Origin of the sequence: Bradyrhizobium commune (assembly GCF_015624505.1) — a bacterium.
Classification (GTDB): domain Bacteria; phylum Pseudomonadota; class Alphaproteobacteria; order Rhizobiales; family Xanthobacteraceae; genus Bradyrhizobium; species Bradyrhizobium commune.
This window is the reverse complement of sequence record NZ_CP061379.1, coordinates 3,621,326-3,648,178: the sequence shown is the minus strand read 5'-3', so window position 1 is coordinate 3,648,178 and position 26,853 is coordinate 3,621,326. Positions and strand designations below refer to the sequence as shown.

The 26,853-nt window shown below is 64.3% G+C and carries 23 protein-coding genes; 4 read left to right on the top strand and 19 right to left on the bottom strand.

Features of this window, described 5'->3' with window-relative positions:
- Nucleotides 1-3: 3 nt before the first annotated feature.
- From IC761_RS17140 to eno, 13 genes are all read right to left on the bottom strand, one after another.
- Entirely contained in the window at nucleotides 4-975 is a 972-nt protein-coding gene (locus IC761_RS17140) for a tripartite tricarboxylate transporter substrate binding protein BugD (protein WP_195804352.1), read from the bottom strand.
- 87 nt (nucleotides 976-1,062) lie between these two features.
- Nucleotides 1,063-2,304 (bottom strand): threonine synthase, encoded by a 1,242-nt coding sequence (locus IC761_RS17135; protein WP_195804351.1) that lies wholly within the window; start codon nucleotides 2,302-2,304, stop codon nucleotides 1,063-1,065.
- Between the two features lie 79 nt (nucleotides 2,305-2,383).
- Nucleotides 2,384-3,805: a dihydrolipoyl dehydrogenase gene (lpdA, locus tag IC761_RS17130; protein WP_195804350.1), complete on the bottom strand. Its 1,422-nt coding sequence runs from the start codon at nucleotides 3,803-3,805 to the stop codon at nucleotides 2,384-2,386.
- Nucleotides 3,806-3,936: 131 nt separating this feature from the next.
- Nucleotides 3,937-5,280 (bottom strand): pyruvate dehydrogenase complex dihydrolipoamide acetyltransferase, encoded by a 1,344-nt coding sequence (locus IC761_RS17125; RefSeq protein WP_195804349.1) that lies wholly within the window; start codon nucleotides 5,278-5,280, stop codon nucleotides 3,937-3,939.
- 48 nt (nucleotides 5,281-5,328) lie between these two features.
- Nucleotides 5,329-5,634 (bottom strand): DUF5076 domain-containing protein, encoded by a 306-nt coding sequence (locus tag IC761_RS17120; RefSeq protein ID WP_195804348.1) that lies wholly within the window; start codon nucleotides 5,632-5,634, stop codon nucleotides 5,329-5,331.
- A 3-nt stretch (nucleotides 5,635-5,637) separates the two neighbouring features.
- Nucleotides 5,638-7,020, bottom strand: a complete 1,383-nt coding sequence (locus IC761_RS17115; RefSeq protein WP_195804347.1) for a pyruvate dehydrogenase complex E1 component subunit beta — start codon at nucleotides 7,018-7,020, stop codon at nucleotides 5,638-5,640.
- A gap of 29 nt (nucleotides 7,021-7,049) precedes the next feature.
- Complete coding sequence (pdhA, locus tag IC761_RS17110; protein ID WP_195804346.1) at nucleotides 7,050-8,072, bottom strand: pyruvate dehydrogenase (acetyl-transferring) E1 component subunit alpha; 1,023 nt, start codon at nucleotides 8,070-8,072, stop codon at nucleotides 7,050-7,052.
- Nucleotides 8,073-8,243: 171 nt separating this feature from the next.
- Entirely contained in the window at nucleotides 8,244-9,626 is a 1,383-nt protein-coding gene (locus IC761_RS17105) for a glycerophosphodiester phosphodiesterase family protein (protein WP_246791537.1), read from the bottom strand.
- A 94-nt stretch (nucleotides 9,627-9,720) separates the two neighbouring features.
- A complete protein-coding gene (locus tag IC761_RS17100; protein ID WP_195804345.1) occupies nucleotides 9,721-10,038 on the bottom strand; it encodes an FtsB family cell division protein in 318 nt (105 codons plus the stop codon).
- Between the two features lie 97 nt (nucleotides 10,039-10,135).
- The gene (locus tag IC761_RS17095; RefSeq protein ID WP_195804344.1) at nucleotides 10,136-10,687 is read right to left on the bottom strand and encodes an NADPH-dependent FMN reductase; all 552 of its coding nucleotides are present in this window, start codon (nucleotides 10,685-10,687) and stop codon (nucleotides 10,136-10,138) included.
- A gap of 173 nt (nucleotides 10,688-10,860) precedes the next feature.
- The gene (locus IC761_RS17090) at nucleotides 10,861-11,859 is read right to left on the bottom strand and encodes an MBL fold metallo-hydrolase (RefSeq protein WP_195804343.1); all 999 of its coding nucleotides are present in this window, start codon (nucleotides 11,857-11,859) and stop codon (nucleotides 10,861-10,863) included.
- 113 nt (nucleotides 11,860-11,972) lie between these two features.
- Nucleotides 11,973-13,112: a zinc-binding dehydrogenase gene (locus IC761_RS17085; RefSeq protein WP_195804342.1), complete on the bottom strand. Its 1,140-nt coding sequence runs from the start codon at nucleotides 13,110-13,112 to the stop codon at nucleotides 11,973-11,975.
- A 34-nt stretch (nucleotides 13,113-13,146) separates the two neighbouring features.
- On the bottom strand, nucleotides 13,147-14,430 hold the full coding sequence (gene eno, locus IC761_RS17080; RefSeq protein WP_195804341.1) for a phosphopyruvate hydratase: 1,284 nt from the start codon (nucleotides 14,428-14,430) through the stop codon (nucleotides 13,147-13,149).
- Nucleotides 14,431-14,541: 111 nt separating this feature from the next.
- Here eno and queF point away from each other — a divergent pair, with 111 nt between their 5' ends.
- Nucleotides 14,542-15,018, top strand: coding sequence for a preQ(1) synthase (queF, locus tag IC761_RS17075; protein WP_195804340.1), 477 nt, complete (start codon nucleotides 14,542-14,544; stop codon nucleotides 15,016-15,018).
- Here the strand turns inward: queF and glsA are convergent.
- On the bottom strand, nucleotides 15,015-16,889 hold the full coding sequence (gene glsA / locus IC761_RS17070) for a glutaminase A (protein ID WP_195804339.1): 1,875 nt from the start codon (nucleotides 16,887-16,889) through the stop codon (nucleotides 15,015-15,017). The genes queF and glsA overlap by 4 nt on opposite strands.
- Before the next feature lie 121 nt (nucleotides 16,890-17,010).
- Between glsA and IC761_RS35870 the strand changes: the two genes are divergently transcribed.
- A complete protein-coding gene (locus IC761_RS35870; RefSeq protein WP_246791536.1) occupies nucleotides 17,011-17,202 on the top strand; it encodes a hypothetical protein in 192 nt (63 codons plus the stop codon).
- On the top strand, nucleotides 17,190-17,402 hold the full coding sequence (locus IC761_RS35865; protein WP_246791535.1) for a polysaccharide biosynthesis/export family protein: 213 nt from the start codon (nucleotides 17,190-17,192) through the stop codon (nucleotides 17,400-17,402). The genes IC761_RS35870 and IC761_RS35865 overlap by 13 nt, the downstream gene beginning before the upstream one ends.
- A gap of 28 nt (nucleotides 17,403-17,430) precedes the next feature.
- On the opposite strand, the gene IC761_RS17060 is transcribed toward IC761_RS35865, so the two are convergent.
- The 4 genes from IC761_RS17060 to IC761_RS17045 all read right to left on the bottom strand — a co-directional run bounded on the left by IC761_RS17060 (nucleotide 17,431) and on the right by IC761_RS17045 (nucleotide 22,190).
- A complete protein-coding gene (locus IC761_RS17060; protein WP_195804338.1) occupies nucleotides 17,431-19,524 on the bottom strand; it encodes a methyl-accepting chemotaxis protein in 2,094 nt (697 codons plus the stop codon).
- 143 nt (nucleotides 19,525-19,667) lie between these two features.
- Complete coding sequence (locus IC761_RS17055; RefSeq protein WP_195804337.1) at nucleotides 19,668-20,879, bottom strand: MFS transporter; 1,212 nt, start codon at nucleotides 20,877-20,879, stop codon at nucleotides 19,668-19,670.
- Nucleotides 20,879-21,730, bottom strand: coding sequence for a 3-deoxy-8-phosphooctulonate synthase (gene kdsA, locus IC761_RS17050; RefSeq protein WP_195804336.1), 852 nt, complete (start codon nucleotides 21,728-21,730; stop codon nucleotides 20,879-20,881). The genes IC761_RS17055 and kdsA overlap by 1 nt, the downstream gene beginning before the upstream one ends.
- Before the next feature lie 133 nt (nucleotides 21,731-21,863).
- Nucleotides 21,864-22,190, bottom strand: coding sequence for an NIPSNAP family protein (locus IC761_RS17045; RefSeq protein WP_195804335.1), 327 nt, complete (start codon nucleotides 22,188-22,190; stop codon nucleotides 21,864-21,866).
- 178 nt (nucleotides 22,191-22,368) lie between these two features.
- Here IC761_RS17045 and IC761_RS17040 point away from each other — a divergent pair, with 178 nt between their 5' ends.
- On the top strand, nucleotides 22,369-25,176 hold the full coding sequence (locus tag IC761_RS17040; protein ID WP_195804334.1) for a DUF3857 domain-containing protein: 2,808 nt from the start codon (nucleotides 22,369-22,371) through the stop codon (nucleotides 25,174-25,176).
- 9 nt (nucleotides 25,177-25,185) lie between these two features.
- Here IC761_RS17040 and pyrG read toward each other — a convergent pair whose 3' ends face one another.
- Nucleotides 25,186-26,817 carry a CTP synthase gene (gene pyrG / locus IC761_RS17035; protein WP_195804333.1) on the bottom strand — a complete coding sequence of 544 codons (1,632 nt, stop codon included), beginning with the start codon at nucleotides 26,815-26,817 and terminating at the stop codon, nucleotides 25,186-25,188.
- Nucleotides 26,818-26,853 lie beyond the last annotated feature (36 nt).

The following is a 26,853-nucleotide window of genomic DNA, read 5'->3' as shown; positions in this document are numbered from 1 at the left end:
CCCTCACTCCACCGTGATGTTCGCCGCCTTGATGATCGGCCACCACTTTGCGATCTCGGATTTCTGCCGAGCGCCGAGCGCTTCCGGCGTGAGCTGATCCTGCGGCGTCATCTCCAGGCCCTGGCTTTCGAGCTGCTTCTTCACGGCGGGATCGTTGAGCGCCTCCACGGCGGCCGCGTTGAGCTTGGTGACGATCTCCTTCGGCGTGCCCTTGGGCACCCAGAGGCCCGACCACAGCGTCATGTTGAAGCCTTTCAGGCCGGCCTCCTCCGCTGTCGGGATCTCCGGCGCCGAGGCCAGGCGCTTGTCGTCGGTGATGGCGTAGGCGCGGATGGTGCCGGCGCGGACCTGGTTGATGGAGTTGGAGGTCTGGTCGACGATGACGTCGATCTGGCCGGCGATGAGATCGTTCAGTGCCGGCGCGGTGCCGCGATACGGCACGTATTGCAGCTTGATGCCGGAGACGCTCTCGAAATAGACGCCGGCGATATGGGCGCCGGAACCGGCGCCGGCGGTGCCGGCCGTCGGGGGTGTCGGGCGCGACTTCAGCCAGGCCAAAAGCTCCTTCAGCGAGGTCGCGGGCACCGCGTTCTTGCTGACGACGATCATCGGGTTGCTCGGCAGCAGCACCACCGGCTCGAGATCGGCGACGAGATCGTAGTTGAGCTTGTAGACGGCGCCGTTGGCGACATGGGTGCCGAGATGGCCAAAGGAAATGGTATAGCCATCAGGCGGCGAATGCACGGCGCGGCCGACGCCGATCGAGCCGCCGGCGCCGGTGACGTTCTCGATCACCAGGGCCTGGCCGAGCGAGGTGCGCATCCGCTCGGCCAGCACACGCGCCATCGCATCCGACGGGCCGCCGGCTGCGAAGGGCACGATGATGGTGATGGGGTGCGAGGGATAGTCGTCGGCGCGCGCAACGCCGGTGAGCGTGAGAAGACCGATCAGCCCGGCCCAGGCGGCCTTGTTCATTGTTTTCTCCCCGACGATGTCGTTCTTGTTTTTATCTCCTCCCGCGTACGGGAAGAGAGCTCGTTGGTGAAGAGACGAAATGCCGCGCTAGAACTGCGAGAAGTCGATCGGCTTGTGGCGATCGAGGTTGCGGGTGACCGGCGGCAGCGGATATTTCAGGCCGGTCGCGCAGTTGAACAGCATCACGCGGTCGCCCTTCGAGACGCGGCCGTCGGCGAGGCTGTCCTTGTAGGCGGCGTAGGTCGCGGCGCCCTCGGGGCAAAGCAAGAGCCCCTCCTCGCGCGCGACCTCGTTCAGCGCCGCCGAGATCTTGTCGTCGTCGACCGCAATGGCAAAACCCTTGCTCTCGCGCACCGCACGCAGGATCAGGAAATCGCCGATCGCCTGCGGCACACGAATGCCGGACGCGATGGTGTGCGCGTCTTCCCAGCGCGTCGCATGCTCGGTGCCGGCCTCATAGGCGCGCACCATCGGCGCGCAGCCGGACGCCTGCACCGCGACCATGCGCGGACGCTTGCTTCCGATAAAGCCGATCTTCTCGAGCTCATCGAACGCCTTCCACATGCCGATCAGGCCGGTGCCGCCGCCGGTCGGGTAGAAGATCACGTCAGGCACGTCCCAGCCGAGCTGCTCGGCGAGCTCCAGCCCCATCGTCTTCTTGCCCTCGATGCGATACGGCTCCTTCAGCGTCGAGGTGTCGAACCAGCCGACTTTTGCTTTCCCCTCGCCGACGATCTTGCCGCAATCGTCGATATAGCCGTTGACGCGATAGACGGTTGCGCCCTGGAGCTCGATCTCGCTGACATTCACTTCCGGCGTATCGGCCGGGCAGAAGATCGTGGTCTTGATGCCGCAGGAGGTCGCGTAAGCCGCGAGCGCCGCGCCGGCATTGCCATTGGTCGGCATCGCCATGTGTGTGACCCCGAGCGCCTTGCCCATCGACACCGCCATCACCAGGCCGCGCGCCTTGAACGAGCCGGTCGGCAGCCGTCCCTCGTCCTTGACGATGATCTCGCCGCCGCCGAGTTTTGCGCCGAGCTTCGGCAGCCGGATCAGCGGCGTCGTCACCTCGCCGAGCGAGACGATGTCCTGGCATTTGCGCACCGGCAGCAGTTCGCGGTAGCGCCACATGTCGGCGGGGCGCTGAGCGAGCGCATCCTTGGTCAGCGCCTTCTTCACGCCAGCGAGGTCGTAGCGCACCAGCAGCGGCTTGCCGGCCTTAGAGAGGTTGTGGACCTGGTCGGCCGCGTAATGGTCGCCCTCCATCGCGCACTCCAGATGCGTGACGAAGGTCGGGCGTTCGATAGTCAGGTTGTCGTTGTCGTGCATGGGTGATTTCCTTCTTATTTTGCAAACGGCTCTCTCTGCTCGTCATTGCGAGCGCAGCGAAACGATGACGATCGGGCGGTCAAATATTCAGCACCCGCCCATACGCATCCAGCACGGCTTCCTTCATCATCTCCGACAGGGTCGGATGCGGGAACACCGTGTGCATCAGCTCTTCTTCCGTGGTCTCCAGGTTCATGGCGACGACGTAGCCCTGGATCAGCTCGGTCACTTCGGCGCCGACCATGTGGGCGCCGAGCAGCTGGCCGGTCTTCTTGTCGAAGATCACCTTGACCAGGCCCTGGTCCTCGCCGAGCGCGATGGCCTTGCCGTTGCCGACGAAGGGGAAGCGGCCGACGCGGATCTCGCGGCCGCTCTCCTTGGCCTTGGCTTCCGTCAGCCCCACGGACGCGACCTGCGGATTGCAATAGGTGCAGCCGGGGATCAGGAGCTTGTCCATGGGATGCGGATGCAGGCCCTTGATGGCCTCGACGCAGATCACTCCCTCGTGCTCGGCCTTGTGTGCAAGCATCGGGGGCCCCGCAACGTCGCCGATGGCGTAGATGCCGGGGACGTTGGTCTTGCCATAGCCGTCGATGACGATGCAGCCGCGGTCCGTCTTCACTCCAAGCTTTTCGAGGCCGAGATTCTCGATATTGCCGACGACGCCGACGGCCGAGATCACCCGCTCGAACTCGGTGGTCACTGGCTTGCCCTTGCCGTCGTCGATGGTGGCAACGACGCTGTCGGCCTTCTTCTCGAGCTTGGTCACCTTGGTCGAGGACATGATCTTGATGCCCTGCTTCTCCAGACGCTTGCGGGCAAGGGCTGCGATCTCGGCGTCCTCGACCGGCAGGATCTGCGGCAGCACCTCGACCACGGTGACGTCCGAGCCCATGGTATGGAAGAACGACGCAAACTCGATGCCGATCGCGCCGGAGCCGACCACCAGCAGCGACTTCGGCATTTTCTCCGGCACCATCGCCTCAAAATAGGTCCAGATCAGCTTCTTGTCGGGCTCGAGCCCGGGCAGCACGCGCGGCCGCGCGCCGGTCGCGACGATGATGTGTTTGGCCTGATAAGTCCCCTCGCCCAGCGAGCCCTTGGGGCCCTCGACGTCGGACTTCTTCACGGTGACCTTGCCGGGCGCGTCGATCGAAGCCGCGCCCCAGATCACGCTGACCTTGTTCTTCTTCATCAGGAAGCCGACGCCGTCATTCAGCCGCTTGGAGACGCCGCGCGAACGCTGCACCACGGCCTTCGGATCGAACGAGACCTTCTCCGCCGACAGACCATAGTCGTTGGCGTGCTGCATGTAGTGATATATCTCGGCGGAGCGTAAGAGCGCCTTGGTCGGGATGCAGCCCCAGTTCAGGCAGATGCCGCCGAGATAGGACTTCTCGACGATCGCGGTCTTGAAGCCGAGCTGGGCGGCACGGATCGCGGTGACATAGCCGCCAGGACCGGAGCCGATGATGATGATGTCGAAGGATGTGTCGGCCATTGCGGCTCCCATTCAACTGAACTTCGTAGGGTGGGCAAAGCGAAGCGTGCCCACCACCTTCCAACGCTATGAAATAAGGTGGGCACGGCGCATCGCGCCTTTGCCCACCCTACGTATGCACGGTCCGCGGCTCACACCATCATCATGACGGGGTTTTCGATCAGCTGCTTGAAGGCGCCGATCAGCTCGGCGCCGAGCGCGCCGTCGATGGCACGGTGATCGCAGGACAGCGTCACGCTCATGATCTGCGCGATCTCGATCTTGCCGCCGCGCACGACGGGGCGCTCCTCGCTGGTGCCGACCGCAAGGATCGTGGCATGCGGCGGGTTGATCACGGCCGTGAAATCCTTGATGCCGAACATGCCGAGGTTGGACACCGCCGTGGTGCCGCCCTGATACTCTTCCGGCTTCAGCTTGCGCGTGCGGGCGCGCGCCGCAAAATCCTTCATCTCGTTGGAGATGGTCGAGAGCGTCTTGGTCTCGGCCTTGCGGATGATCGGCGTGATCAGGCCGCCCGGCATCGCCACGGCAACGCCGACGTCGGAATGGTGGTGCTTGACCATGCCGCTTTCGGTCCAGCTGACGTTGCAGTTCGGGATCTTCTGCAGCGCGACCGCCATCGCCTTGATGACGAAGTCGTTGACCGAGATCTTGTAGAGCGGCTTCTTCTCCTTGTCCTTCGGTGCAGCCGCATTGATCTCCTCGCGTGCGGCGAGCAGTTTGCCGATGTCGCAGTCGATCGTCAGGTAGAAGTGCGGGACGTTCTGGATCGAGGCGGTCAACCGTTGGGCAATCGTGCGGCGCATGCCGTCATGCGGGACGATCTCGTACGAACCGGGCTCGAACAGCGACAGGATCTGCTTGTCCGACATGGTCGGTGCGATCGAGGGCGCGGATGACGGGCTGGCGGCGGGTGCCTTGAGCCCCTTGCCGGACTTGGCCTGCTCGACGTCGCGCGCGACGACGCGGCCGTGCGGACCCGTGCCGGTGACCATTCCGACATCGATGCCGGCTTCCTTGGCGAGACGACGCGCCAGCGGCGACGAGAACACGCGGCCGACATGGCCGTTGCTCTGTGCAGCAGGAGCGGCAGCAGCCGGCGACGCGGCGGGCGGCGGCGCGGCCTTGGGCGCGGCGGGCGCCGGTGCTGGAGCCGCGGCAGGCGCCTCGGCGGCTTTGGGCGGCGCGGCAGAGGCGCTGGGCTTCGCGCTGCCCGCCGCCTTCACGTCCTCGCCTTCACCGGCCAGCACCGCGATCACATCATTGACCGGCACGTCCTGCGTGCCCTCGGGCACCAGGATCTTGGCGATCGTGCCCTCGTCGATGGCCTCGACCTCCATGGTCGCCTTGTCGGTCTCGATCTCGGCGATGACATCGCCGGATTTGACCTTGTCGCCTTCCTTCTTCAGCCATTTGGCGAGGTTGCCCTTCTCCATCGTCGGCGAAAGAGCGGGCATCAGGATGTTGATGGGCATTGGGTTTACTCGCTTCTCAAATCAGCTTGTCGAGGCAGCCGGTCACGTTCAATGCCCCTTCTGCCCGCGCGGCGTCGTGGTGCCGATGTCGGTCGGCCGCTCGATCTCCGCCTGGAACATCTCGAGGATCCGGTTCAGGGCGTCCTCCTCGCTATAGTCGCTCTCGCGCGCATAGGCGCGCGCGGCGTGGCGGGCGAGATCGACGAGCAGCAGGCCCCACATGTCGGGCTCCTCGAAGGCGCGCTGGAACGCCATCGACAGCCCGCCGTCCAGCACGAACACGCGCAGGATCTCGACCGCATCATCGCGGGTCATGACGTCGGGCGGCAATGGCTGCTCCTTCGGGCCCGCCATGGTCTACCTGTAGCAGACGGCTTTGGCGGCCTCGACCACTTCGGCGACCGTCGGCAGCGCGAGCTTCTCCAGATTCGCGGCATAGGGCATCGGCACGTCCTTGCCGGACACACGCGCGACCGGCGCGTCCAAATAGTCGAACGCGTTCTCCATGATGCGCGCGGCGATCTCGGCGCCGACGCCGCTCTGGGCCCAGCCCTCCTCCACCGTCACGGCGCGCCCGGTCTTCTTGACCGAGTTGATGATGGTCTCGGTGTCCATCGGCCGCAGCGTGCGCAGATCGATCACCTCGGCCTCGATGCCCTCCTTGGCGAGCTCATCGGCGGCCTTGAGCGCGTAGGTCATGCCGTTCGACCAGGAGATCAGGGTGACATGGGAGCCCACGCGCGCGATGCGCGCCTTGCCGATCGGGACGACGAAGTCATCGAGCTTGGGCACTTCGCCGGTGTGGCCGTAGAGCACCTCGTTCTCGAGGAAGATCACCGGATTGGGATCGCGGATCGCGGCCTTCAGGAGGCCCTTGTAATCGGCGGCCGAGAACGGCGCGACGACCTTGAGACCGGGAATGTTCGAGTACCAGGACGAATAGTCCTGGCTGTGCTGGGCGGCAACGCGCGCGGCTGCACCGTTGGGACCGCGGAACACGATCGAGCAGCCCATCTGGCCGCCCGACATATAGAGCGTTTTGGCGGCGGAGTTGATGATCTGGTCGATCGCCTGCATGGCGAAGTTGAAGGTCATGAACTCGACGATCGGCTTCAGGCCGGTCATGGCGGCACCGACACCGACGCCGGCAAAACCGTGCTCGGTGATCGGCGTGTCGATCACGCGCTTGGCGCCGAACTCCTGGAGCAGGCCCTGCGTCACCTTGTAGGCGCCTTGATACTCCGCGACCTCTTCGCCCATCACGAAGACGTCCGGATCACGGCGCATCTCTTCGGCCATGGCGTCGCGCAGCGCTTCGCGGATGGTCTGCGTCACCATCTCGGTGCCGGCAGGCACTTCCGGATCGGGCGCGGCAACGGCGTGGGGCGCGGGTGCAGCCTTCGGCGCGGGCGCTTCGGCCTTGGCAGGTGCAGCCGGCGCAGCTTCCGCGGCAGGCTTCGCCGGTGCGGGTGCTTTCGCAAGATCGGCCGCGCTCTCGCCATCGGCGAGGATGGTCGCGATCGGCGTGTTGACGGCGACGTCGGCGGTGCCTTCGGGGATCAGGATCTTGCCGAGCGTGCCCTCATCGGTCGCCTCGACCTCCATGGTGGCCTTGTCGGTCTCGATCTCGGCGATGACGTCGCCGGACTTGATCGTCTCGCCCTCTTTTTTCAGCCATTTGGCGAGGTTGCCCTTCTCCATCGTGGGCGACAACGCGGGCATCAGCACTTGAATTGGCATATCGACTCCAAGGAAAGCTTGCGCGCGTCTTAGCGGTAAACGTCGGTCCAGAGCTCGGCGGCGTCCGGCTCGGGATCGTGCTGGGCAAAGTCGGCGGCGGCGTTGACGATGTCGCGCACCCCGGCGTCGATCGCCTTGAGGTCGGCCTCGCTCACCTTCGCCGCCAGCAGGCGGTTGCGCACCTGCTCGATCGGGTCCTGGTCGTGGCGGACCTTCTCGACCTCCTCGCGCGTCCGGTATTTGGCTGGATCCGACATCGAGTGACCGCGATAGCGGTAGGTCTGCATCTCCAGGATCATCGGTCCCTTGCCCGAGCGGCACCAGGCGGCTGCCTCGTCACCGGCCGCTTTCACGGCGCGGACGTCCATGCCATCGACTTGCAGGCCGGGGATGTTGAAGGACGCGCCGCGCTTGGAGAAATCCTGCTGCGCCGAGGCGCGCGAGACCGCGGTGCCCATGGCGTAGCGGTTGTTCTCGATGACGTAGATCACCGGCAGCTTCCAGAGCTCCGCCATGTTGAAGCTCTCATAGACCTGGCCCTGGTTGGCCGCACCGTCGCCGAAATAGGTGACGCTGACGTTGTCGTTGCCGCGATAGTGATTGGCGAAGGCGAGCCCCGTGCCGAGCGAGACCTGGGCGCCGACGATGCCGTGGCCGCCGTAAAAGTGCTTCTCCTTGCTGAACATGTGCATGGAGCCGCCCTTGCCCTTGGAATAGCCACCGCGGCGTCCGGTGAGCTCGGCCATGACGCCGTTGGCCTCCATGCCGGTGGCGAGCATATGACCGTGATCGCGATAGCCGGTGATGACCTGATCGCCCTGCTTCAGGGCCATCTGCATACCGACCACCACGGCCTCCTGGCCGATATAGAGATGGCAGAAGCCGCCGATCGCACCCATGCCGTAGAGCTGGCCGGCCTTTTCCTCGAATCGCCGGATCAGGAGCATGTCGCGGAGTGCTTTCAGCTCCTGCTCCTTGGTGAATTCCGGGGGCGAACCGCCGTTGGTCTTGTCCTGTGCAGTGCTTGCGGCGGCTTTCTTGGGTGCGGCCATGGGAATTCCGGGTCAGAGAAATCTAAGCCCTCTCTAACCTAACTCAATCGTGCGCGAAAGCACCGCAGCGACATGGCACGACTTTCATTATGCCGCACTGCAACGTGGCCGAAATTTTGCAAAACCTTTGGCACGCCCCAGGCAACATTTGCTCCTACGCGAGAGCCGGCCTCACCAGCCGAGCTCTCGCAGATACGCTGCGCGGGCGGCAACGCCGGTGTGCGTGAAATCGGTGAAGACCCCATCGACGCCGAGCCGGAAGAACTTGAGATATTCCTGGGCCGGATCGGCGTGATAGTCGGCGGCCAGATATTTCTTCTCGTTCCGGAACGTGAAGACATGCACGAACAGGCCGAGCTTGTGCGCGTCGGCAATGAGGCTGGTCGCCTCCTGCGTCGAAGCCTCCGGCGTCGATCCCTTGTAGGGCGTGCCGTCGGCGTTGCTGTCCTTCCACGGCGCAATCTTGAGCGGCACGATATAGGCCTTCCACGGACCGATGCCGTCGGCATAGGTCTTGATCTCGGCCAGGCCCTCCGGCGTCAGCATCGCATCGTACTGGCGCGGGTCACCCGCAACCGTCCAGTCGAATGGACGCGAGTTGGTGATGTTGTTGAGGAGGACCTTGCCGGTCTTGAAATCGATGCCGTTGCCGTCGACGAGCTGGACCTGCCGCGTTTCGAGGCCATGGCTGCGCATATATTTCAGGCTGCCGGGCTCGAAGCTCTGCACGAGGATCGGCGCGTCCTTGGTGTTGAGGCCATTGTCCTTGATGATCTTGATCAGGGCGTCCTCAAGCGGATGGCTGCCGGGCGCGCCGCAGCCATTGGCGATGGCCTGGGCGTTGTTCCAGGTCGGATTCTTGGTTTCGGGATAGACCAGGATCTGACGCCCGGTTTCCTTGCTCTTCGCCTTGGCGATGTCGAGGATGTCCTGGAAGCTGATGACCGGGAACTTGCCGTTGAACACCTTCGGCCGCTCGTTGGCCGCATCATAGGTGGTGCCGCCGATCCAGTCCTTCAGCTCGGCCATGGTGAAATCGGTGATCGACCAGTCGTTGGTGTGGTTCTCGCCGTCGACGATCAATGACTTCAGCACCGATTTGGGATCGGCCGGATCGGTGAGATCGGTCAAATATTCGGCCGGCCCGTTGCCGGGAGACTTCACCTTGACGGTTACACCGGGCACGGTGCGCTTGCGCGCCGCGACAGTCGCATTGGTCTTCGCCACTTCGGCGACGTTGGTATTATCGGCTAGCCAGGGGTTGTGACGCGCCACCAGGACGCAATCTTTGGTGAGGTGCAGATCCTCTTCGAGCGCGTCGGTTCCGAGCGCCGCAGCGAGGTCATACGAGGCCTCAGTCTCTTCGGGCACGAGGCCCGGCACACCGCGATGTCCGAGGATCAGCGGCGCCTTTCCGTCGACGGTCGTGAAGGGCTTGGCGCCGGCCGGCGCGGTCTGTGCGCTTGCCATCGACAGCGGTAAAAGCGTCAGGACCGACACGCCGAACAGCATCGCTCCGATACGCAGCGTCCGTCGTGAACGATTGTTCTGCATGGCAAGCCTCCATCTTCACGGCATCGCATCGATGCCGGGCTTGCCGTCTTGTCTCAATTCTCTGACAGGCAGATGACGGCGGAAGGCGGACGATTCAGTTTGGCGGGATCATCCGCACAAGATCGTGCGGATTGGCATAGTCGAGCTGAAAGCGGGCGCGCTCGTCCAGCATGTCGGGATCGATCTTCTCGGAGCGCAGCAGCGACACGCGCTGCTCGCTGCGGGCGCGCTCGCGCTTGAGCTGCGCCAGCTCACCCGTCAGCGCGACAATCTCCTGATCGAGCTCCAGGCGGGCGTTGAGGCCGTATTTGCCGGTATAGGCGTTGACGCCGAAATAGCCGACGATCGCAGCCGCCATCGCGTAGAGGGCAACACCGGTCAGGAACGATTTCAGGCGGGCGCGGGAGACCATCCTTGCAAGATGGGGCAGCTTGGTTAAGGGAGTACTAATGCACGCCGCGCGAGCCGTCATGGCCGGGTCAAGCCCGGCCATGACGGAGAGCGAGCGGTCAGCCGTGGTGCTTCGCCACGTGCGCCGCATAGGCGTCGATATAGGCCTGGAGCACGGGCTTGAGCGATTCCTTCGTTAGATTGCCTTCGGCATCGAAGGCGTCGCCGACCGCGTTCAGATAGATCTCCGGCTGCTGCATGATCGGGCCGGCAATGCCCGGCAGGATGTTCTGGAGCGTCTTGGCAGCGCTGACACCACCGAGCGGACCCGGCGAGTTGGAGACGATGCCGACCGGCTTGCCGTTGAACGAGCTCTTGCCATAGGGGCGCGAGGCGACGTCGATGGCGTTCTTCAGGACGCCCGGGATGGCGCGGTTGTATTCCGGCGTGACGAAGATAACTCCGTCCGACTTCTGGAGTTTTTCGCGGAAAGCCAGCCAGTCCGCCGGCGGCGCGCCTTCGATATCCTGGTTGAAGAAGGAAATGCCTCCCAGTGTGACGACCTCGAGCTTGAGAGAGGCCGGCGCAAGCTTGGCGAGCGCATTGGCGATCTTCAGCGAGAAGCTGTCCTTGCGCAGGCTGCCGGCGATCGTGACGATGTTGTAGGCCATGGTTGTCCTCGAAATCTTGAGCGGGAGTGCCGCACTTAAGCCATCCCGAGCGTTGGATGCAAGTGCATGGACCGGACCGAATTGGAAACGCAGCGTTTCGCAAAAGGAGATCGTCGCCCAAAACAATCGGGCCGCCAAGAGGCGGCCCGATCTTCAGCGCGATTGCGTAACAATCAGATCGTCGGATTCCAGGCCGACGGGATCAGGCGATACTTCGCCCCGTCCTTCTCGACATGACCGACCGAGGGGAAGGTGAAGTGGAAGCCGATCACGGTTGCCTTCTCCGCGGCCGCCATGTCGTAGAATTTGTGGCGGGTCTCCTGCGCCAACTCGGCGTCGGTGTCGAACACCACATGCCAATCCGGATTGCGCAGGAAGAATTCCGGAATGTTGGTGACGTCGGACTGGATCAGCACCTTGGCATCGCCGGACGCGACCGCGAACGACGTGTGACCGGGCGTGTGGCCGGGCGTCGCGATCGACGTGATGCCGGGCGCGACCTCCTTGCCCCAATCATACTTGGTCACCTTGGACTCGAGGCCGTCAAAGGTCTTCTTCACGTTCGCAAAGTAGTTCTTCATCATCGCATTGGACTCGGCCTTGGCGGCGTTGTCCGCGCTGGTCCAGAACTCCCAGTCCTTGACCGGCACCATGATCTCGGCATTCGGGAAGGCAAGCGAACCGTCGGCAAGGCGGATGCCGTTGGTGTGGTCGGGATGCAGATGCGACAGCAGCACGACGTCGATCGTCTTGGGATCGACGCCGGCGGCCTGAAGGTTTTGCAGCGTGCGGCCGACCGCGCCCTTGCTCGGCTCGAGATTGGCGACACCGTTGCCGGTGTCGATCAGCACGAGCTTGGAACCGGTGTTGATCAGCTGCGGATTGAACGGCACCGTCACCATGCCTTTCGGCATATAGGCGGCGTCGGCCGCAGCAAGGGCTTCTTCCTTCTTCACGTTGGTGACGAACGTGTCGGGCATCGGGAACGAACGCGCGCCGTCATTGATCGAGGTGCATTCGAAGCTGCCGACCTTGTAGCGATAGAAGCCCGGCGCCTGCGCGCCGCTTTGCGGCACCGCGGCATTGGTTGCGATTGGTCGCAGTCCGGTCACGGCAGCTGCGCCGACAGCGGCGGCGCCCGCAAGCAGATGGCGGCGATTGAGATCGGTCATGATGGTGTCCCCTTCTGAGCGCTTTGCGGTTTTTCCGCTTTCAAAGGCGGCGCGAATGTTCTCCCGCTTCGCTCAGAAGGCAAGACCTTCTTTCGGTGATCCCGGACCTCAGATCACGACAATTTATTCGGGGCGATGAGGAATTTTTCGCCGGTGGCCCGTTTGGCGTACACCGCGATGTTGGCGAGATCGAGCGCCTCGGTCAGCGACACCACCTTGGTGTAGTGGCTGGCGAAGGTGGTCTTGAGCTCGGATGCCACACGCTGACGCAAGCGGCCGATGTCGGCCGGGCCGATCTTCTGGAGGAACGGCGTGAGCAGCCAGCCGCCGACGCCCCAGGTCAGGCCGAACGACCGGCTGAGCTCGGTCGGACGGTTGTCGAGGCTGCCGTAGATGTAGACCTGTTTGTACACGTTGGAGCCGTAGCGGCTGTACTCCTTCGCCGTCTTGTTGGCAGCCGCTTCCATGGCCGTGAGAATCTGGCCGGCGAGCTTGCCGCCGCCGATGGCGTCGAACGCGATCGTGGCGCCGGTTTCGACCAGCGCATTGGTGAGATCGTCCATGAAGCTCGGCGCGGAGGAATCGACGACGTGCTTGGCGCCGATCTTGTGCAGGATGTCGGCCTGGTCCTTGCTGCGCACGATGTTGACGAGGCCGATGCCGTCCTTGATGCAGATCTTGTTGAGCATCTGGCCGAGATTGGACGCGGCCGCGGTGTGCACCAGCGCCTTGTGGTTTTCACGGCGCATCGTCTCGGTCATGCCGAGCGCGGTCAGCGGATTGACGAACCAGGACGCACCGTCGGCGGCCGTCGTGCCCGCCGGCAGCTCCATGACGTCGCGCACCTTCAGCACGCGATATTGGGTGTACATCGCGCCGCCGATCATCGACACGGTCTTGCCCATCAGCGCCTTCGCGGCATCGGACGATCCGCTTCCGATCACCGTGCCGGCGCCCTCATTGCCGACCGGCAGCGACTGATCGAGCCGCGCGCCCATCATCCGCATCGCCCCCTCTGGCATCGTTGCGGTGATGACCGGCATCTCCTTGGTGCCGGAAGCCTTGGCGGCCGACATGTCGGCCGGCCCGATCAGCAGGCCGAGATCGGACGGATTGATCGGCGTGGCCTCGACGCGAACCACGACCTCATCGTCGGCCGGCTCCGGTGTCGGCACGCTCACCAGGGACAATTCCAGGTCGCCGCTCTTCTTCAGCAGCGAACGCAGTTGCAGTCCGGTCTTGGCATCGCTCATGTCGATCCTCCCGTGTGCGTGTTGAAGCGCCGGCTCAAACCAGCGCCTTCAGGGCCGCCTTGCCGCCATACAGCGCCTGCTTGCCGAGCTGCTGCTCGATGCGCAGCAGCTGGTTGTATTTGGCGGTTCGATCGGAACGCGCAAGGGATCCGGTCTTGATCTGCCCGCAATTGGTGGCAACCGCGAGGTCGGCGATGGTGGAATCCTCGGTCTCGCCGGAACGATGCGACATCACCGAGGTGTAGCCGGCCTTGTGCGCCATCTCGACAGCGGCGAGCGTCTCGGTCAGCGTGCCGATCTGGTTGACCTTGATCAGGATCGAGTTGGCACGGCCGGCTTTGATGCCCTCGGCGAGGCGCTTGACGTTGGTGACGAATAGATCGTCGCCGACCAGCTGGCACTTCTTGCCGATGAGGTCGGTGAGTTCCTTCCAGCCGTCCATGTCGTCTTCCGACATGCCGTCCTCGATGGTCACGATCGGATAGCGGCCGACGAGATCGGCGAGGTACTTTGCCTGCTCGGACACCGAGCGGGTCTTGCCCTCGCCCTCATAAACGTACTTGCCGTCCTTGAAGAACTCGGTCGAGGCGCAGTCGAGACCGATCACGATGTCGCTGCCGGCCTTGTAGCCGGCCTTGCCGATCGCGTTCATGACGAATTCGAGCGCGGCATCCGCCGACGGCAGGTTCGGGGCAAAACCGCCCTCGTCGCCGACATTGGTGTTGTGGCCAGCCTTCTTCAGCTCCGACTTCAGTGTGTGGAAGACTTCCGCGCCGTAGCGCAGGCCGTCGGCGAAGGACGATGCACCCACGGGGAGGATCATGAACTCCTGGAAGTCGATCGGATTGTCGGCGTGCACGCCGCCATTGATGATGTTCATCATCGGCACCGGCAACAGCCGCGCCGAGGTGCCGCCGACATAGCGGTAGAGCGGCATGTCGAGCGAGTTCGCGGCCGCCTTGGCGCAGGCGAGCGAGACGCCGAGGATGGCGTTGGCGCCCAGACGGCTCTTGTTCGGGGTGCCGTCGAGATCGATCATGATCTGGTCGATCTGGGCCTGCTGCTCGACATCGAGGCCGCTGAGCGCCTCGAAGATCTCGCCGTTGACGGCGCCGACCGCCTTGGTGACACCCTTGCCGAGATAGCGGGCCTTGTCGCCGTCGCGCAGCTCCACCGCTTCATGGGCGCCGGTGGAGGCGCCGGACGGCACCGCGGCGCGGCCGAGCGCGCCATCTTCCAGCACCACATCGACCTCGACGGTGGGATTACCGCGGCTATCGAGGATTTCGCGTCCGATGATGTCGATGATGGCGGTCATGAGGGCCTCTTTTCAGGGAACAAAGGGGGCAGTTGGCGGTGCTTCTACCGCAATGCATCGAAGCGGAAAAGGCCGGGTGACGGCCGCCGAATGTTTGGCTAAGAGGGCGGCATGTCGAAAAAGCCCAGCAAATCGAAGAACTCATCCGCCCTTCAGCTCGGCCGCGCCGTGGAATGGCCCGATGCACCCGAAAAAGCCCAGCTCGACCGCGTGCCCAATCCGCAAGCCGGAACCGATTATCTGGTCCGCTTCACCGTGCCGGAATTCACTTCGCTCTGCCCGGTCACCGGCCAGCCCGATTTCGCACATCTGATGATCGACTACGCGCCCGGACAGTGGCTGCTGGAGTCGAAATCGTTGAAACTCTACATCGCGAGCTTCCGCAATCACGGCGCCTTCCACGAGGACTGCACCGTGATGATCGGCAAACGCATCGCCTCCGAGATCAAGCCGAAGTGGTTGCGCATCGGCGGCTATTGGTATCCGCGCGGCGGCATCCCGATCGACGTGTTCTGGCAGACCGGCCGCGTGCCGAAGGGCCTGTGGGTACCCGAGCAAGGCGTCGCGCCCTATCGCGGACGGGGTTAGTATGCGCTCAGCAAATCCACCTTGGCGTTCGCCAGCACCAGCCGCCGCGCCAGGATGGCGGCGAGGTTGCGCATGATCTTGAGCGACGTTTCCGGATGCAGGCGGCGGTAGTCGGCAAAGCTGTCAAGCGGCAGCTCGAGGCAGGTCACGGGCGTGTCGGCAAGGACATCGGCGCTGCGGCTACTCTCCAGGATCGCCATCTCGCCGAATTCCATGCCGGGACCGAGCGAGGCGAGCCGGACGCCGCTCCGCAGCTTCACGCTGACCATGCCGCTCTGGAGGAAGAACAACGAATTGGCGGGCTCGCCTGCGGCGATGATGCGCTGACCGGCGGCGTAGTGGCGTGTGGTCGACAGTTTCACGATCGCGGCGATCTCGTCTGCGTCGAGCTCGGCAAGCAGCGCCTGCTCGCCGAGATGCGCGCTTTCCTTGACATCGGTGAAGCCGCCGGAACGATAGATCACCTGGTCCTCGGCCCATTCAATGGCGTCGTCGAGCAGCGCAAAGCGGCGCAGCCGGCGCGGCTCGACCGTGCGCGCGGAAATGGCGGTCCATACAGCCGAGATCTCCTCGAGGCCTGACAGGATCGTAGTGACGCCGGCATTGGCGAGCGCGGTCAGCGTCTCGCCGAGCAGCTCCGCGCCGGCCGCGGTGATGTCGGGGACGCGGCGGAAGTCGAAAATCAGCAGCGGCGCATTCGGCGGCTCGCCGGCGAGCCGTCGGGTGACGTAGTCGATGGTGCCGAAATTCATTGCCCCGACCAGCTCGATGATGCGGATGTCGCTGTGGCGCTCGTCGAGGATCTGCTGCTCGTGCGGCGGGCGGCTGCGACGCGAGGAGATGCCGTAGATGTCGTAGTCCGCCATGATGCTGGTGCGGACATCGGCGTTGCGGTTGAGCATATGCAGGTCGAACCGCGCCGAGAGCGCCTCGCAGACCTTCAAACCGCGCACGCTGTTGAAATGGTTGTCGAGCAGCGGCGAGAAGGTGCCGAGTCCCAATTGCGATGGTAGCGCGGCGACGATACCGCCACCGACACCGCTCTTGGCGGGAATGCCGACGCGGTAGGTCCATTCGCCGGCATAGTCATACATGCCCGAGCTCGTCATCACCGACAACGTGCGGGCGACGATGTGCGGCGTGATCACCTGCGCGCCGGTCACCGGATTGATGCCGCGATTGGCGAGCGTCGCCGCCATCACCGCGAGGTCGCGCGCGGTGACCAGGATCGCGCATTGGCGGAAATAGACGTCGAGCACGGCATCGACGTCGTCCGGCAGCACGGCGTAATTGCGCAGCAGCCAGGCAATCGCCCGGTTGCGGTTGCCGGTCGCCGTCTCCGATTCATGCACGGCGTCGTCGACGCTGAGCTCGCGGCCGGCGAACTGGCTGAGCTTTGAACGGACACGCTCGAAAGCCCCCTTCCCCTCGACCTCGTAGATCAGGCCCGAGCAGGCGATGGCGCCGGCATTGACCATCGGATTGAACGGCCGATTGTCGTTGGTCAGCCGGATCGAGTTGAAGGCCTCGCCGCTCGGCTCGACGCCGATCGTGGCCGCAACCCGCTCCTCACCGACCATCTCGAGCGCCAGCGCAAACACGAAGGCCTTCGAGACCGACTGGATCGTGAATGCTACCTCGCTGTCGCCGACCTCGTAGACGTGACCGTCGATGGTGACGAGCGCGATGCCAAAATGATCGGGATTGGCGCGCTTGAGCTCGGGAATGTAGTCGGCGAGCTCGCCGGACTTGTCGGCTCTGAATTCCGCGTAGCAATCGGACAGAAAGCGCCGTAGCGGAGGCTTGGTAGGATATCCGGTCGATCGGGTCGCGCTGACTGCGCTGGGCGAACGGCTGGTCTGGGCGTCCACGATGTCACACCTCGATTTGCCCAAAATCGAAGCAATCGGCGTGCCATGTATACCAAAGCGGACTGTGGCACGGTGACGCGAGGCGCAAAGAGGCGCCACGTCGATTGCTGGGTGCTCGATCATGTCCAGTTCGGGACCCGAGGATCACGTCATCAAAGGCCAGACCACAAAAGCGGGACCGGATTACGGACTTGTAAAGCTCACTCCGGGGGTACTCGACGTGCTGAAGGAGTACGGACCCGGCGTTCTCTCTGTGGCATTCCCCGACCGCCGCCTAGTATCAAATTCGGTGTCGGTGATGTGGTGGCCGTGACAATCTTCGAGTCCACCGCCGGAGGCCTGTTCATTCCGGCGGAGGCTGGCACCCGTTCCGGCAACTTTGTCTCGTTGCCGAACCAGAATGTCGATTCGGCTGGGAATATCTCGGTCCCTTATGCGGGAGCCGTCAAAGCCGCAGGACGCACGCCCAGTCGCGCTGCCCGAGGACAACGGACTCCGCCTCGGTCAGGGTAGCTGTCCGTCCCCAAAGGGCCAGAGCTCCTTACGCCACCGCCCTCACCTTGCTGATGAAGCCGTCGACCTCGCTCGTCAGCGAGCCCGACTGGCTCGCCAGATTGGCGGCCGCCTTCAGCACGCCCGATGCCGCACGGCCGGTCTCGTTGGCGGCCGAGGAGACGCTGGCGATGTTACGCGTCACGGTCGAGGTCGCTTCCGCCGTGTGCTGAACTGTGTTGGCGATCTCGGCGGTGGCCTTGTTCTGCTCCTCGATCGCGGCGGCAATGGTGCGGTTGATGGTCGAGACCTCCTCGATGGTCTTGACGATGCCGTCGATGGCCGAGACCGCCTTCTGCGTCGCGCCCTGGATCTCGGTGATCTGGGCGCTGATCTCTTCGGTCGCCTTCGCCGTCTGCGAGGCCAGGTTCTTCACCTCGCTCGCCACGACTGCAAAGCCGCGGCCGGATTCGCCGGCGCGCGCGGCCTCAATGGTCGCGTTCAGCGCCAGCAGATTGGTCTGGCCGGCGATCGAGGTGATGAGGCCGATGACCTCGCCGATGCGGTCAGCGCCGTCGGCGAGCGCGCGCATGGTGGTGTCGGTCTCCTTGACGGTGAGAACGGCCTGTTCGGTGGCGCGGCTCGCTTGCTCGACCTGGCGGTTGATCTCGCGGATCGAGGCGTTGAGCTCCTCAGCTGCCGCCGCAACCGTCTGCACGCCGCCACCGACCTGGTCGGCGAGGGTCGAGGCCGAACCAGCCTGGCTCTGGGCCTCCGCCGCCGTGCCCGACATCGAGCGCGCCGTCGTCTCCAGCTCGCCTGAGGCGCTGGAGAGCGTCTGGACCATCTGGCTGATCCGGCTTTCGAACTGGTGGACCAGGCCCGAGAGCTCGGACGCACGCTTCTCCTTCTCGGCACGCTCGGCGGCCTGATCGCCGGACAGACGCTCGGCGCTGATCATGGCTTCCTTGAACACCTGCAAGGCCGACGCCATGCGGCCGATCTCGTCGTTGCGCTCGAGGCCCGGCACGTCGCTGGCAAAATCATGCGCGGCGAAACGGGTCATGACGCCGGTGATCGCGGTCAGCGGCCGGGTGACGCGGTTGCGCATCAACATCAGCCCGCCGATCGTCAGCGCGAGTGAGGCCGGCACCAGCAAGCCGAACAGGACGAGGCTGATCTTTGCCCGCGCGGCACCGTCTTCGGCCCGCGCGATCATGTTGGCGAGCGCGGTCTGCGTGACGATGACGACATTGTTGGCGCCGACCAGCTGGCGATCGCGGTAGTCGATGCCGGCGACGCCGGCGGGCTCACCGGCGAGCAGCTTGGTCGCAATCGCATTCCGCTCGTCGCTGAGCGCGCCGGAGATTTCCGGCTCGGCGTTACGGATGGCCTGCAGCAGCTCGGGCGATGCCACGCTCGGTGGGAGGTCACGCACCACGAGCCAGGACTGCTGGATGCGGCCGCGCAGATCGGCGAAGGCGACGCCGTCGGCCGCAGTCCAGGTCTTGTTGGCGAGGATCGAGGAGAACTGGACCAGAATGGTCTGGCCGGCATTGGCGCGGGCCTGCCAGGACGCCTGCTTGGCGATCAGGAGACGATCGACCACGGGGTCGACCAGCGTCATCGCGTTGTCGACATGGGCGGTGATGTCGCCGATCGCATCCATATAGGCGTCGCTGATCTTGGCCCAGCCTGGCTGCAGGTTCGCGTCACGCGCGCTCTTCTCCTGCTTCAGCGCGATAACCGCGCGCGGCCGCAGTTCCTCGAGCTGGGCCCAGACGCCGCGGAGCTTGTCGAGCTTTTCGGCGAGACCAGGCGCTTCAACCGAGGCGAGGCTCTGCAAGGCCTGCGCGTAGTTCTTCTGCACGGTGACACGCTGCTCGGCGAGACTGCTCATGACGCTGTCGGGCGCGGGGGCGGCCGCCGCGAGATAGCTCAGCGTGTCGCCGCGCTCCAGGCGAAAGATCACCAGCGTGTTGGTCAGGTCGCGGCTCGCGACCGCGAGCGAGACGATGCGGTTACTGTCCGAGTAGCGTGTCATCGCCAGCTTCAACGCATAGGCGCAGATGAGGACGAGCACGATTCCGAGAGAACCAACCACTGCCCCGAGAATGCGGGCGACCGAACGTTGCTTTTGCATCTGGCGATCCGATGGAGTGACGCCGCAAGCGGCGGCCTGCCGGCACTCTACGAACCGAACGATGAGATTTGATTTAACATTGAAGGGATTCCGCTACCGTTCTTCACGGGAAACTACGGGAGTCCGGTAATTCGATACTTCCCTCACGCCCTTGCGTCGGACGGCGCCCGCTGCTTGAGCAGCCGGGCCCAGACGAGGCCCAGAACCACCATGATCACCGCACTCGCGACGAGGGTCGGCACCTTGCCGGCATGCTGGAGGCCGAGGCCGTAGGCGAGCGGCCCGACAGTCTGCCCCATGAAGAAGAAAAACGAATGCAGCGACATCGCGGTCGCACGCGCCCCGATCGATAACTCGCTCGCGAACACCTGCAAGCAGCCATGGATCATGTAGAAGCCCCAGCCCATCACCAGCATGCTGGCGAATTGCAGCTTCCAGCCGGGACCGAACGCGATCACGCAAAGCTGCAAGCCCACAAGGCTCGCGCCTGCGATCATCATGCCCTTGACGCCAAGCCGCGGCAGCATCCGCGAGACCGTCAGCGTGTAGAACAATCCGCCGACCGCAAAACCCGCAATCACGATGCCCGCGATCGACAGCGATCTCTCGCCGAGATCGAACAGGAAGGATGCGATGAAAGGAAACAGGCCGAGCACGCAGCAGCCCTCGATGAACACGGCCGAATAGCAGTAGCGCGTGTTGGGATTGGCGAAGATGGTGCGGTAGCCCTGTCGCAAGGTTTTAAAGTTGGTCTTCGGCGGCGCCGTCAGCGCGGCCCCACGAAAGCCTGCCGCCACCGCTGCGGCCGCAATCAGGCCCAGTGCGCCGAGGATCACGAGCACGCCGCGCCAGCCGATCAGATCGCCGATGATGCCGGAGGCCGACGCACCAAGCAGATTGCCCGTCATCGAGCCCGCCATCGTGCGCCCGATCGCGACCTGTCTCTTTGCGGGCGCAACGAGGTCGGAGGTCAAACCGAGCGCCACCGGAAACACGCCGCCGGAGGCGATGCCGGCCAGGATGCGGCTCGCGAACAGGGCTGAGAAGGAGGTGGCGAGCGCGCCGAGGATGCAGGCGACGCCCAGTAGCGCCAGGCACAGCGTCATCAATCGCGCCTTGCCGAACAGATCGGCGGCCGCGCCGATTGCCGGCTGCACCAGCGCATAGATCAAGGCAAAGCCGGCCGCGATGCTCGCAGCCGTGGTGATGCTGATCGAAAAATCCTCCGCGATATGCGGCAGCACGGGATCGAGCGCGCGCGTCGACAAGGCCGCGGAGAATCCGGCGAGCGCGATGATATTGATCGCGGGCGGAAACGTCTGATCGGCGGGCGGCCTGGTCACAGGCTGGTGCATCAGCGCGCGGCGCCCTTGGCGATTGCGTCGAACGCCATCAGCATGCGGATCAATCCTTCGAACTCGCGCAACGGTACCATGTTGGGACCGTCCGAGGGCGCGCGGTCGGGATCGGGATGGGTCTCGATGAAAACGCCGGCAACGCCGACTGCGACGGCGGCGCGCGCCAGTACCGGCACGAATTCGCGCTCACCGCCCGACGAAGCCCCCTTCCCGCCCGGCTGCTGCACCGAATGGGTGGCATCGAAGATCACGGGCGCGCCGGTGGTGCGTGCCATAATCGGCAGCGAACGCATGTCGGAGACCAGCGTGTTGTAGCCGAAGGAGGCGCCGCGCTCGGTGACGAGCACGTTGGGGTTGTTCGCACTGGTGATCTTGGCGACGACGTTCGCCATGTCCCAGGGTGCCAGGAACTGGCCTTTCTTGACGTTGAGGACCTTGCCGGTCGCGGCCGCTGCCAGCAGCAGATCGGTCTGCCGGCACAGGAAGGCCGGGATCTGCAACACGTCCACCGCCTGCGCCACGTCGGCGCACTGCGCGGCATCGTGCACGTCGGTCAGGACGGGCAGACCGAGCGAGGAACGAATCTCGGCGAAGATCGGCAGCGACTGCGCGAGCCCGAGGCCACGTGCAGCAGAGGCGCTGGTACGGTTGGCCTTGTCGAACGAGGTCTTGTAGACAAGGCCGATCTTCAGCCGCGCGGCGATCTCCTTCAGCGCGGAAGCCACTTCGAGCGCGTGCTGGCGGCTTTCGAGCTGGCACGGTCCTGCGATGACCGAGATCGGCAGATCATTGCCGAACCTGACCGACCCGACCGACACAACCGGTGCTGCAGAATGACTGGCGCTCAAGGCTCAAAAATCCCCTGTTTCGGCGCGACCATAGCGGCCGAATGGGTGGGATCAACCCCATTCGGCCCTGTCCTTCGAATACCTGGCCTTCGAATATCAGGGTTGCGCAGGGGCCCTGCGCGCAAAATCGCGGCTATTTCACCGAGGAGAAGGCGGTCGGCGCCAGCAGCTGGCTGACGATGTTGGCGACGATCTGGCCGTCCGCTTCGCTCTCGGCGCGCGCTTTCATCCAGTCCGGGTCGGTCATGAACTTGACCCACTTCGCCTCGCGCTCGGCAAGCGATTCCCAGGCCAGGAAATAGGTCAGTTCCTGATTGGATTCGCCGATCAGCGTGGTGAAGAACCCGGCCTGGCGAATGCCGTGCTTCTCCCACAGCTTCAGCGTCACCGTCTCGAAGCGCTTCAACAGCGCCGGCAAGCGGCCGGGCACGCAACGATACTGGCGCATTTCGTAGATCATTGTGGTTCCTCCCACGATTGTTCGCGGGCGGTTATAGCCGCTGCCCCCGACGCTGTCTTGGGCTGGCTCCGATGCCCCGCGCGGCGATTTGCGCATGCCTGCCGGCGCGCTCGGTGGCGCGCGCATTGAACGGCCGCACCGCATCATCTATACAACCTCTGAGCGGCAGAGGTGATGCATGTATCTTGCGAGGTTTCTCCGTGCGGGCCTGGTGCTCGCCGGCCTGTTGGCGTCCCACAACATCTCCGCGCAGCCCGCCCCCGGCCAGCAGTTGAAGGAAGTGCAGGTCGAGAGCAGCGCATTCACCCTCGCCGACCCGATCCCCGCCTGGGTGGATCCGACACCGCTTCCCGAGGTGACGAAGCCGCAGCCCGTGGTGATCCGGCTGATGGAAACCCAGTCACTCGTCGGGCCGACGCCAGTGACCTACGTCCGGCGCGCCATGGCCATCAACGATGCGGCCTCGCTCACCGCAGCCGGGCGTTTCTCGATCCCCTTTGCGCCGGAATATGAGCGCGTCCAGCTGCACTGGGTCAGGATCCAGCGGGCGCAGGAGCTGCTCGACCGGACTAAAACCTCTAACATTCGCTTCCTCCAGCGCGAGCAGGGCCTGGAGAATGGCGTCTACAGCGGATATGTCACGGCATCGATCCTGATCGACGACCTTCGCGTCGGCGACACGCTCGACATCGCTTACTCGACCTATGGCGACAACCCGGTCTTCGGCGGCAAGTATTTTGGCCTGAGTGCCTGGGACCAGAGCCTGCCCACGCTTCATCGCAGGGTGGTGATGAACCATCCGGTCGGCCGGCCGATCCAGTGGCGGATGGTCGGCGACCGCGCATCCCCGGCCCTCGTTCCAAATGAGAGCGTCCAAGACGGCATGCGCCGCCTGGACTTCAACCAGAAAGATCTGTCCGAGATTGTCGGAGAGGCCCAGACCGCCCCTGACTTCTTCGGCTATCGCTTCCTGCAATTTTCGGAATTCGCAAGCTGGAACGAAGTCGCCGGCTGGGCAAACACCTTGTTCGATGCCAAGCCCGCGATCGGCGAGGATCTTCGCGCCGCCGTCAATCGAATCCGGACGCTGGGCTCGGACCAGGAACGCGTGACGTCCGCGCTGGAATTCGTACAGTCGCAAATCCGCTACTTCTCGGTTTCGCTGGGCGAGAGCTCGCACCGCCCCGCCGCGCCCGACGAGGTGTTGCGGCGCCGATACGGCGACTGCAAGGACAAGTCGTTCCTGCTGGTCACGCTGTTGCGCGAACTCGAGATCGAAAGCAGCCCGGTGCTGCTCCAGATCGGGCGGCGCGAGGGCATCGACAAGACGCTGCCAAGCCCGCAATTCTTCGATCATGCGATCGTGCGAGCGGTGGTCGACGGTCAGACGTACTTTCTCGATCCGACACGTCTCGGCCAGCACGGTGTGCTGAGCCGGATGGGCCAGGCGCATAGTGGCGCACAGGTGTTGGTGGTCGGCCAGGGCACGACAGACCTGACCACGATCCCGGCTGCCGGCGGTGATCTCGTCGAGGACGCGATCGGCGAGCGCATCATGCTTCCCAAGCTCGGCGACGAGGGCCAGCTCGAGCTCAAGCGGATCTTCACGGGACTGTCGGCAGAACGAATCCGCGTCGTTTTCGAGCTGAGCTCGCGCGATCGCATCCTGCGGACGTTTGGTGACGCGATGGAGCGCCGCTATCCCGGCGCCAGGATGATCGGCGAGCCCACCATCGCCGATGACCCCGTCAACAATACCCTGACGATCGGCGCGACCTACAAGGTCCCGAAACTCGCCGCCGAACGCGATGGAAACTGGCTGGTCTATTTCAGGCCAGACAATTTCATCGATATCCTGACGACGTCCTCGTCGGCGAACCGGACCACGCCGATGCGTATTCCCGGATATCCCTTCCACGGCAAATACGACCTGGAAATCACCTTCCCTGAAGCGGTCAGCAACTTCGTCGATCCCCATGCCCAGACTGTCGAAAACAAATATTTCAGCGCGACGGTCTCGGAATCGTTTCGCGGCAACATCGCCAAGCGATCGATGGATCTGACCACGCTTCGCGCCTCGGTCGAGCCGGACAATTACACGGCCTATGCCGATGACGTGCGGGCCTTCACCAAGGCAGTCGGAGGGCTCGTGTTCGTGAGCAAGCTCGCGATCAAGTCGGGCGATCCTTCGGATCAATCAAGCTTCACAAAGCGGCTCCAGGGCCTGAGCGAGCAGACCATCAAGAAGGCGACCGAGACGATCGACGGCGGAAAGCTGTCGGGTGCCGATCTGGCGGACGCCTACTGCCTTCGCGGCCAGAGCTATGCGGAACTCGATCGCTATGACGAAGCCATCCAGGACACCAATGCCGGGGTGCGCCTCGCGTCCAATGCGTACTCGCCTTGGACCTGCCGTGCCGAGATCTATTTCCGCATCGGGCAGTTCGACAAGAGCATCGCAGACTATTCAAAGGCAATCCCGCTCGGAGGCACGACGGCGGGGACATTCCGCGGGCGTGGCGTGTCGCGCCTGTTCGCGGGCCGGCTGGACGATGCGGTTGCCGACCTGACCAAGGCAAGCGAGCTCGCCGACAAGGAAACCAGACTCTATAGCGACATCTGGCTCGTCATCGCCTATGCCAGACTTGGCAAGCCGGCGCCCGCCGATCTCCTCAAGCGAGCGACCACAGAGCTGCACGGCGAGTGGCCGCGCGCGGCGCTCGGCATGCTCGCAGGCGCGATGACGCCCGATGACCTCATCAAGACGGTGGACGACAAGAAAGGCGACGACCGCCAGATGGCGCTGGCCGAGGGATATTTCTATATCGGAGAGCATTATCTCGCCGCCGGCGACAAGAAGGCCGCGGAGACCTATTTCAACAAGACCCGCGAACTCGGCGTCATCGTCTACACCGAGCATATCGCCGCGGGGCTCGAACTGGCGCGGATGAAGGGCGAAGATGCGCCGCGCGCGGCGACGCCTTAACGAGCGCCTCTACACCAGCCGCGACTGCACCATCGCCGCCTGGATGAACGAGGCGAACAGTGGATGCGGCTCGAACGGCCGCGACTTCAACTCGGGGTGGAACTGGACGCCGATAAACCAGGGGTGATCCTCGTATTCGACGATCTCCGGCAGCACGCCGTCGGGCGACAGACCGGAGAATTTCAACCCGTGCTGCTCGAGGCGGTCCTTGTAGGCGGTGTTGACCTCATAGCGATGGCGGTGGCGCTCGGAAATCTCGGTCGCGCCGCCATAGACCTGCGAGACGCGGCTGCCGCGGTTGAGCGCAGCGGGATAGGCGCCAAGCCGCATCGTGCCGCCGAGATCGCCGGCCTGCGAGCGCTTCTCCAGCTCGTTGCCGCGCAGCCATTCCGTCATCAGGCCGACCAGCGGCTCCTTGGTCGGACCGAACTCGGTGGAATTGGCCTCCTCGATGCCGACGAGGTTTCGCGCGGCTTCGATCACCGCCATCTGCATGCCGAAGCAGATGCCGAAATACGGCACGTCGCGCTCGCGCGCGAACTGCGCCGCGCGGATCTTTCCTTCCGCGCCGCGCTGGCCGAAGCCGCCGGGCACCAAAATGCCGTTGACGTGCTCGAGGAACGGCGCCGGATCTTCCTTCTCGAAGATCTCGCTCTCGATCCAGTCGAGATTGACCTTCACCTTGTTGGCGATGCCGCCATGCGACAGCGCCTCGATCAGCGACTTATACGCATCCTTCATGCCGGTATATTTGCCAACGATGGCGATTGTGACGTTGCCTTCCGGATTGCGGACGCGCTCGTTGATCTTCTGCCAGCTTTGCAGCGCCGGCGGAATCCGCGAGCCGATGCCGAAAGAGGCAAGCACTTCGTCGTCGAGGCCCGCATCGTGGTAGGCCTCAGGCACCGCATAGATGTTGTCGACGTCGCGCGCCTCGATCACGGCGCTCTCGCGCACGTTGCAGAACAGGCCGAGCTTGCGCCGCTCTTCCTTCGGGATCTCGCGGTCGGTGCGGCAGAGCAGGATGTCCGGCTGGATGCCGATCGAACGAAGCTCCTTCACCGAGTGCTGCGTCGGTTTCGTCTTCAGCTCGCCGGCGCTCGGAATGTAGGGCAGCAGCGTCAGGTGGATGTAGACCGCGTGATCGCGCGGCAGCTCGTTCTTGAGCTGGCGGATCGCCTCGAAGAACGGCAAGCCCTCGATGTCGCCGACGGTGCCGCCGATCTCGACCAGCACGAAATCGTAATCGTCGTTGCCGGAGAGGACGAATTCCTTGATGGCGTTGGTGACGTGCGGCACCACCTGGATGGTCGCGCCAAGATAATCGCCGCGGCGCTCCTTGGTGATGATGTCCTGGTAGATCCGCCCCGTGGTGATGTTGTCCTGCTTGGTCGCAGGCCGGCCGGTGAAGCGCTCGTAGTGACCGAGATCGAGATCGGTCTCCGCGCCGTCATCGGTCACGAACACTTCGCCGTGCTGATACGGCGACATCGTTCCGGGATCGAGGTTGAGATAGGGGTCGAGCTTGCGAAGGCGGACCTTGTAGCCCCGCGCTTGCAACAGGGCACCGAGTGCCGCTGAAGCCAGACCCTTGCCGAGCGAAGAAACCACGCCGCCGGTGATGAATATGTACCGCGCCATGGGACCTAACCTCTAATCCCTCGAATCCGATTCGCC

Coding starts and splice junctions, on each gene's coding strand:
- IC761_RS17140 (WP_195804352.1), bottom strand. CDS start 975: ATGAACAAGGCCGCCTGGGCCGGGCTGATCGGTCTTCTCACGCTCACC.
- IC761_RS17135 (WP_195804351.1), bottom strand. CDS start 2,304: ATGCACGACAACGACAACCTGACTATCGAACGCCCGACCTTCGTCACG.
- lpdA (WP_195804350.1), bottom strand. CDS start 3,805: ATGGCCGACACATCCTTCGACATCATCATCATCGGCTCCGGTCCTGGC.
- IC761_RS17125 (WP_195804349.1), bottom strand. CDS start 5,280: ATGCCCATCAACATCCTGATGCCCGCTCTTTCGCCGACGATGGAGAAG.
- IC761_RS17120 (WP_195804348.1), bottom strand. CDS start 5,634: ATGGCGGGCCCGAAGGAGCAGCCATTGCCGCCCGACGTCATGACCCGC.
- IC761_RS17115 (WP_195804347.1), bottom strand. CDS start 7,020: ATGCCAATTCAAGTGCTGATGCCCGCGTTGTCGCCCACGATGGAGAAG.
- pdhA (WP_195804346.1), bottom strand. CDS start 8,072: ATGGCCGCACCCAAGAAAGCCGCCGCAAGCACTGCACAGGACAAGACC.
- IC761_RS17105 (WP_246791537.1), bottom strand. CDS start 9,626: ATGCAGAACAATCGTTCACGACGGACGCTGCGTATCGGAGCGATGCTG.
- IC761_RS17100 (WP_195804345.1), bottom strand. CDS start 10,038: ATGGTCTCCCGCGCCCGCCTGAAATCGTTCCTGACCGGTGTTGCCCTC.
- IC761_RS17095 (WP_195804344.1), bottom strand. CDS start 10,687: ATGGCCTACAACATCGTCACGATCGCCGGCAGCCTGCGCAAGGACAGC.
- IC761_RS17090 (WP_195804343.1), bottom strand. CDS start 11,859: ATGACCGATCTCAATCGCCGCCATCTGCTTGCGGGCGCCGCCGCTGTC.
- IC761_RS17085 (WP_195804342.1), bottom strand. CDS start 13,112: ATGAGCGATGCCAAGACCGGACTGCAACTGCGTTCGCTGCTGAAGAAG.
- eno (WP_195804341.1), bottom strand. CDS start 14,430: ATGACCGCCATCATCGACATCATCGGACGCGAAATCCTCGATAGCCGC.
- queF (WP_195804340.1), top strand. CDS start 14,542: ATGTCGAAAAAGCCCAGCAAATCGAAGAACTCATCCGCCCTTCAGCTC.
- IC761_RS35870 (WP_246791536.1), top strand. CDS start 17,011: ATGTCCAGTTCGGGACCCGAGGATCACGTCATCAAAGGCCAGACCACA.
- IC761_RS17060 (WP_195804338.1), bottom strand. CDS start 19,524: ATGCAAAAGCAACGTTCGGTCGCCCGCATTCTCGGGGCAGTGGTTGGT.
- IC761_RS17055 (WP_195804337.1), bottom strand. CDS start 20,879: ATGCACCAGCCTGTGACCAGGCCGCCCGCCGATCAGACGTTTCCGCCC.
- IC761_RS17045 (WP_195804335.1), bottom strand. CDS start 22,190: ATGATCTACGAAATGCGCCAGTATCGTTGCGTGCCCGGCCGCTTGCCG.
- IC761_RS17040 (WP_195804334.1), top strand. CDS start 22,369: ATGTATCTTGCGAGGTTTCTCCGTGCGGGCCTGGTGCTCGCCGGCCTG.
- pyrG (WP_195804333.1), bottom strand. CDS start 26,817: ATGGCGCGGTACATATTCATCACCGGCGGCGTGGTTTCTTCGCTCGGC.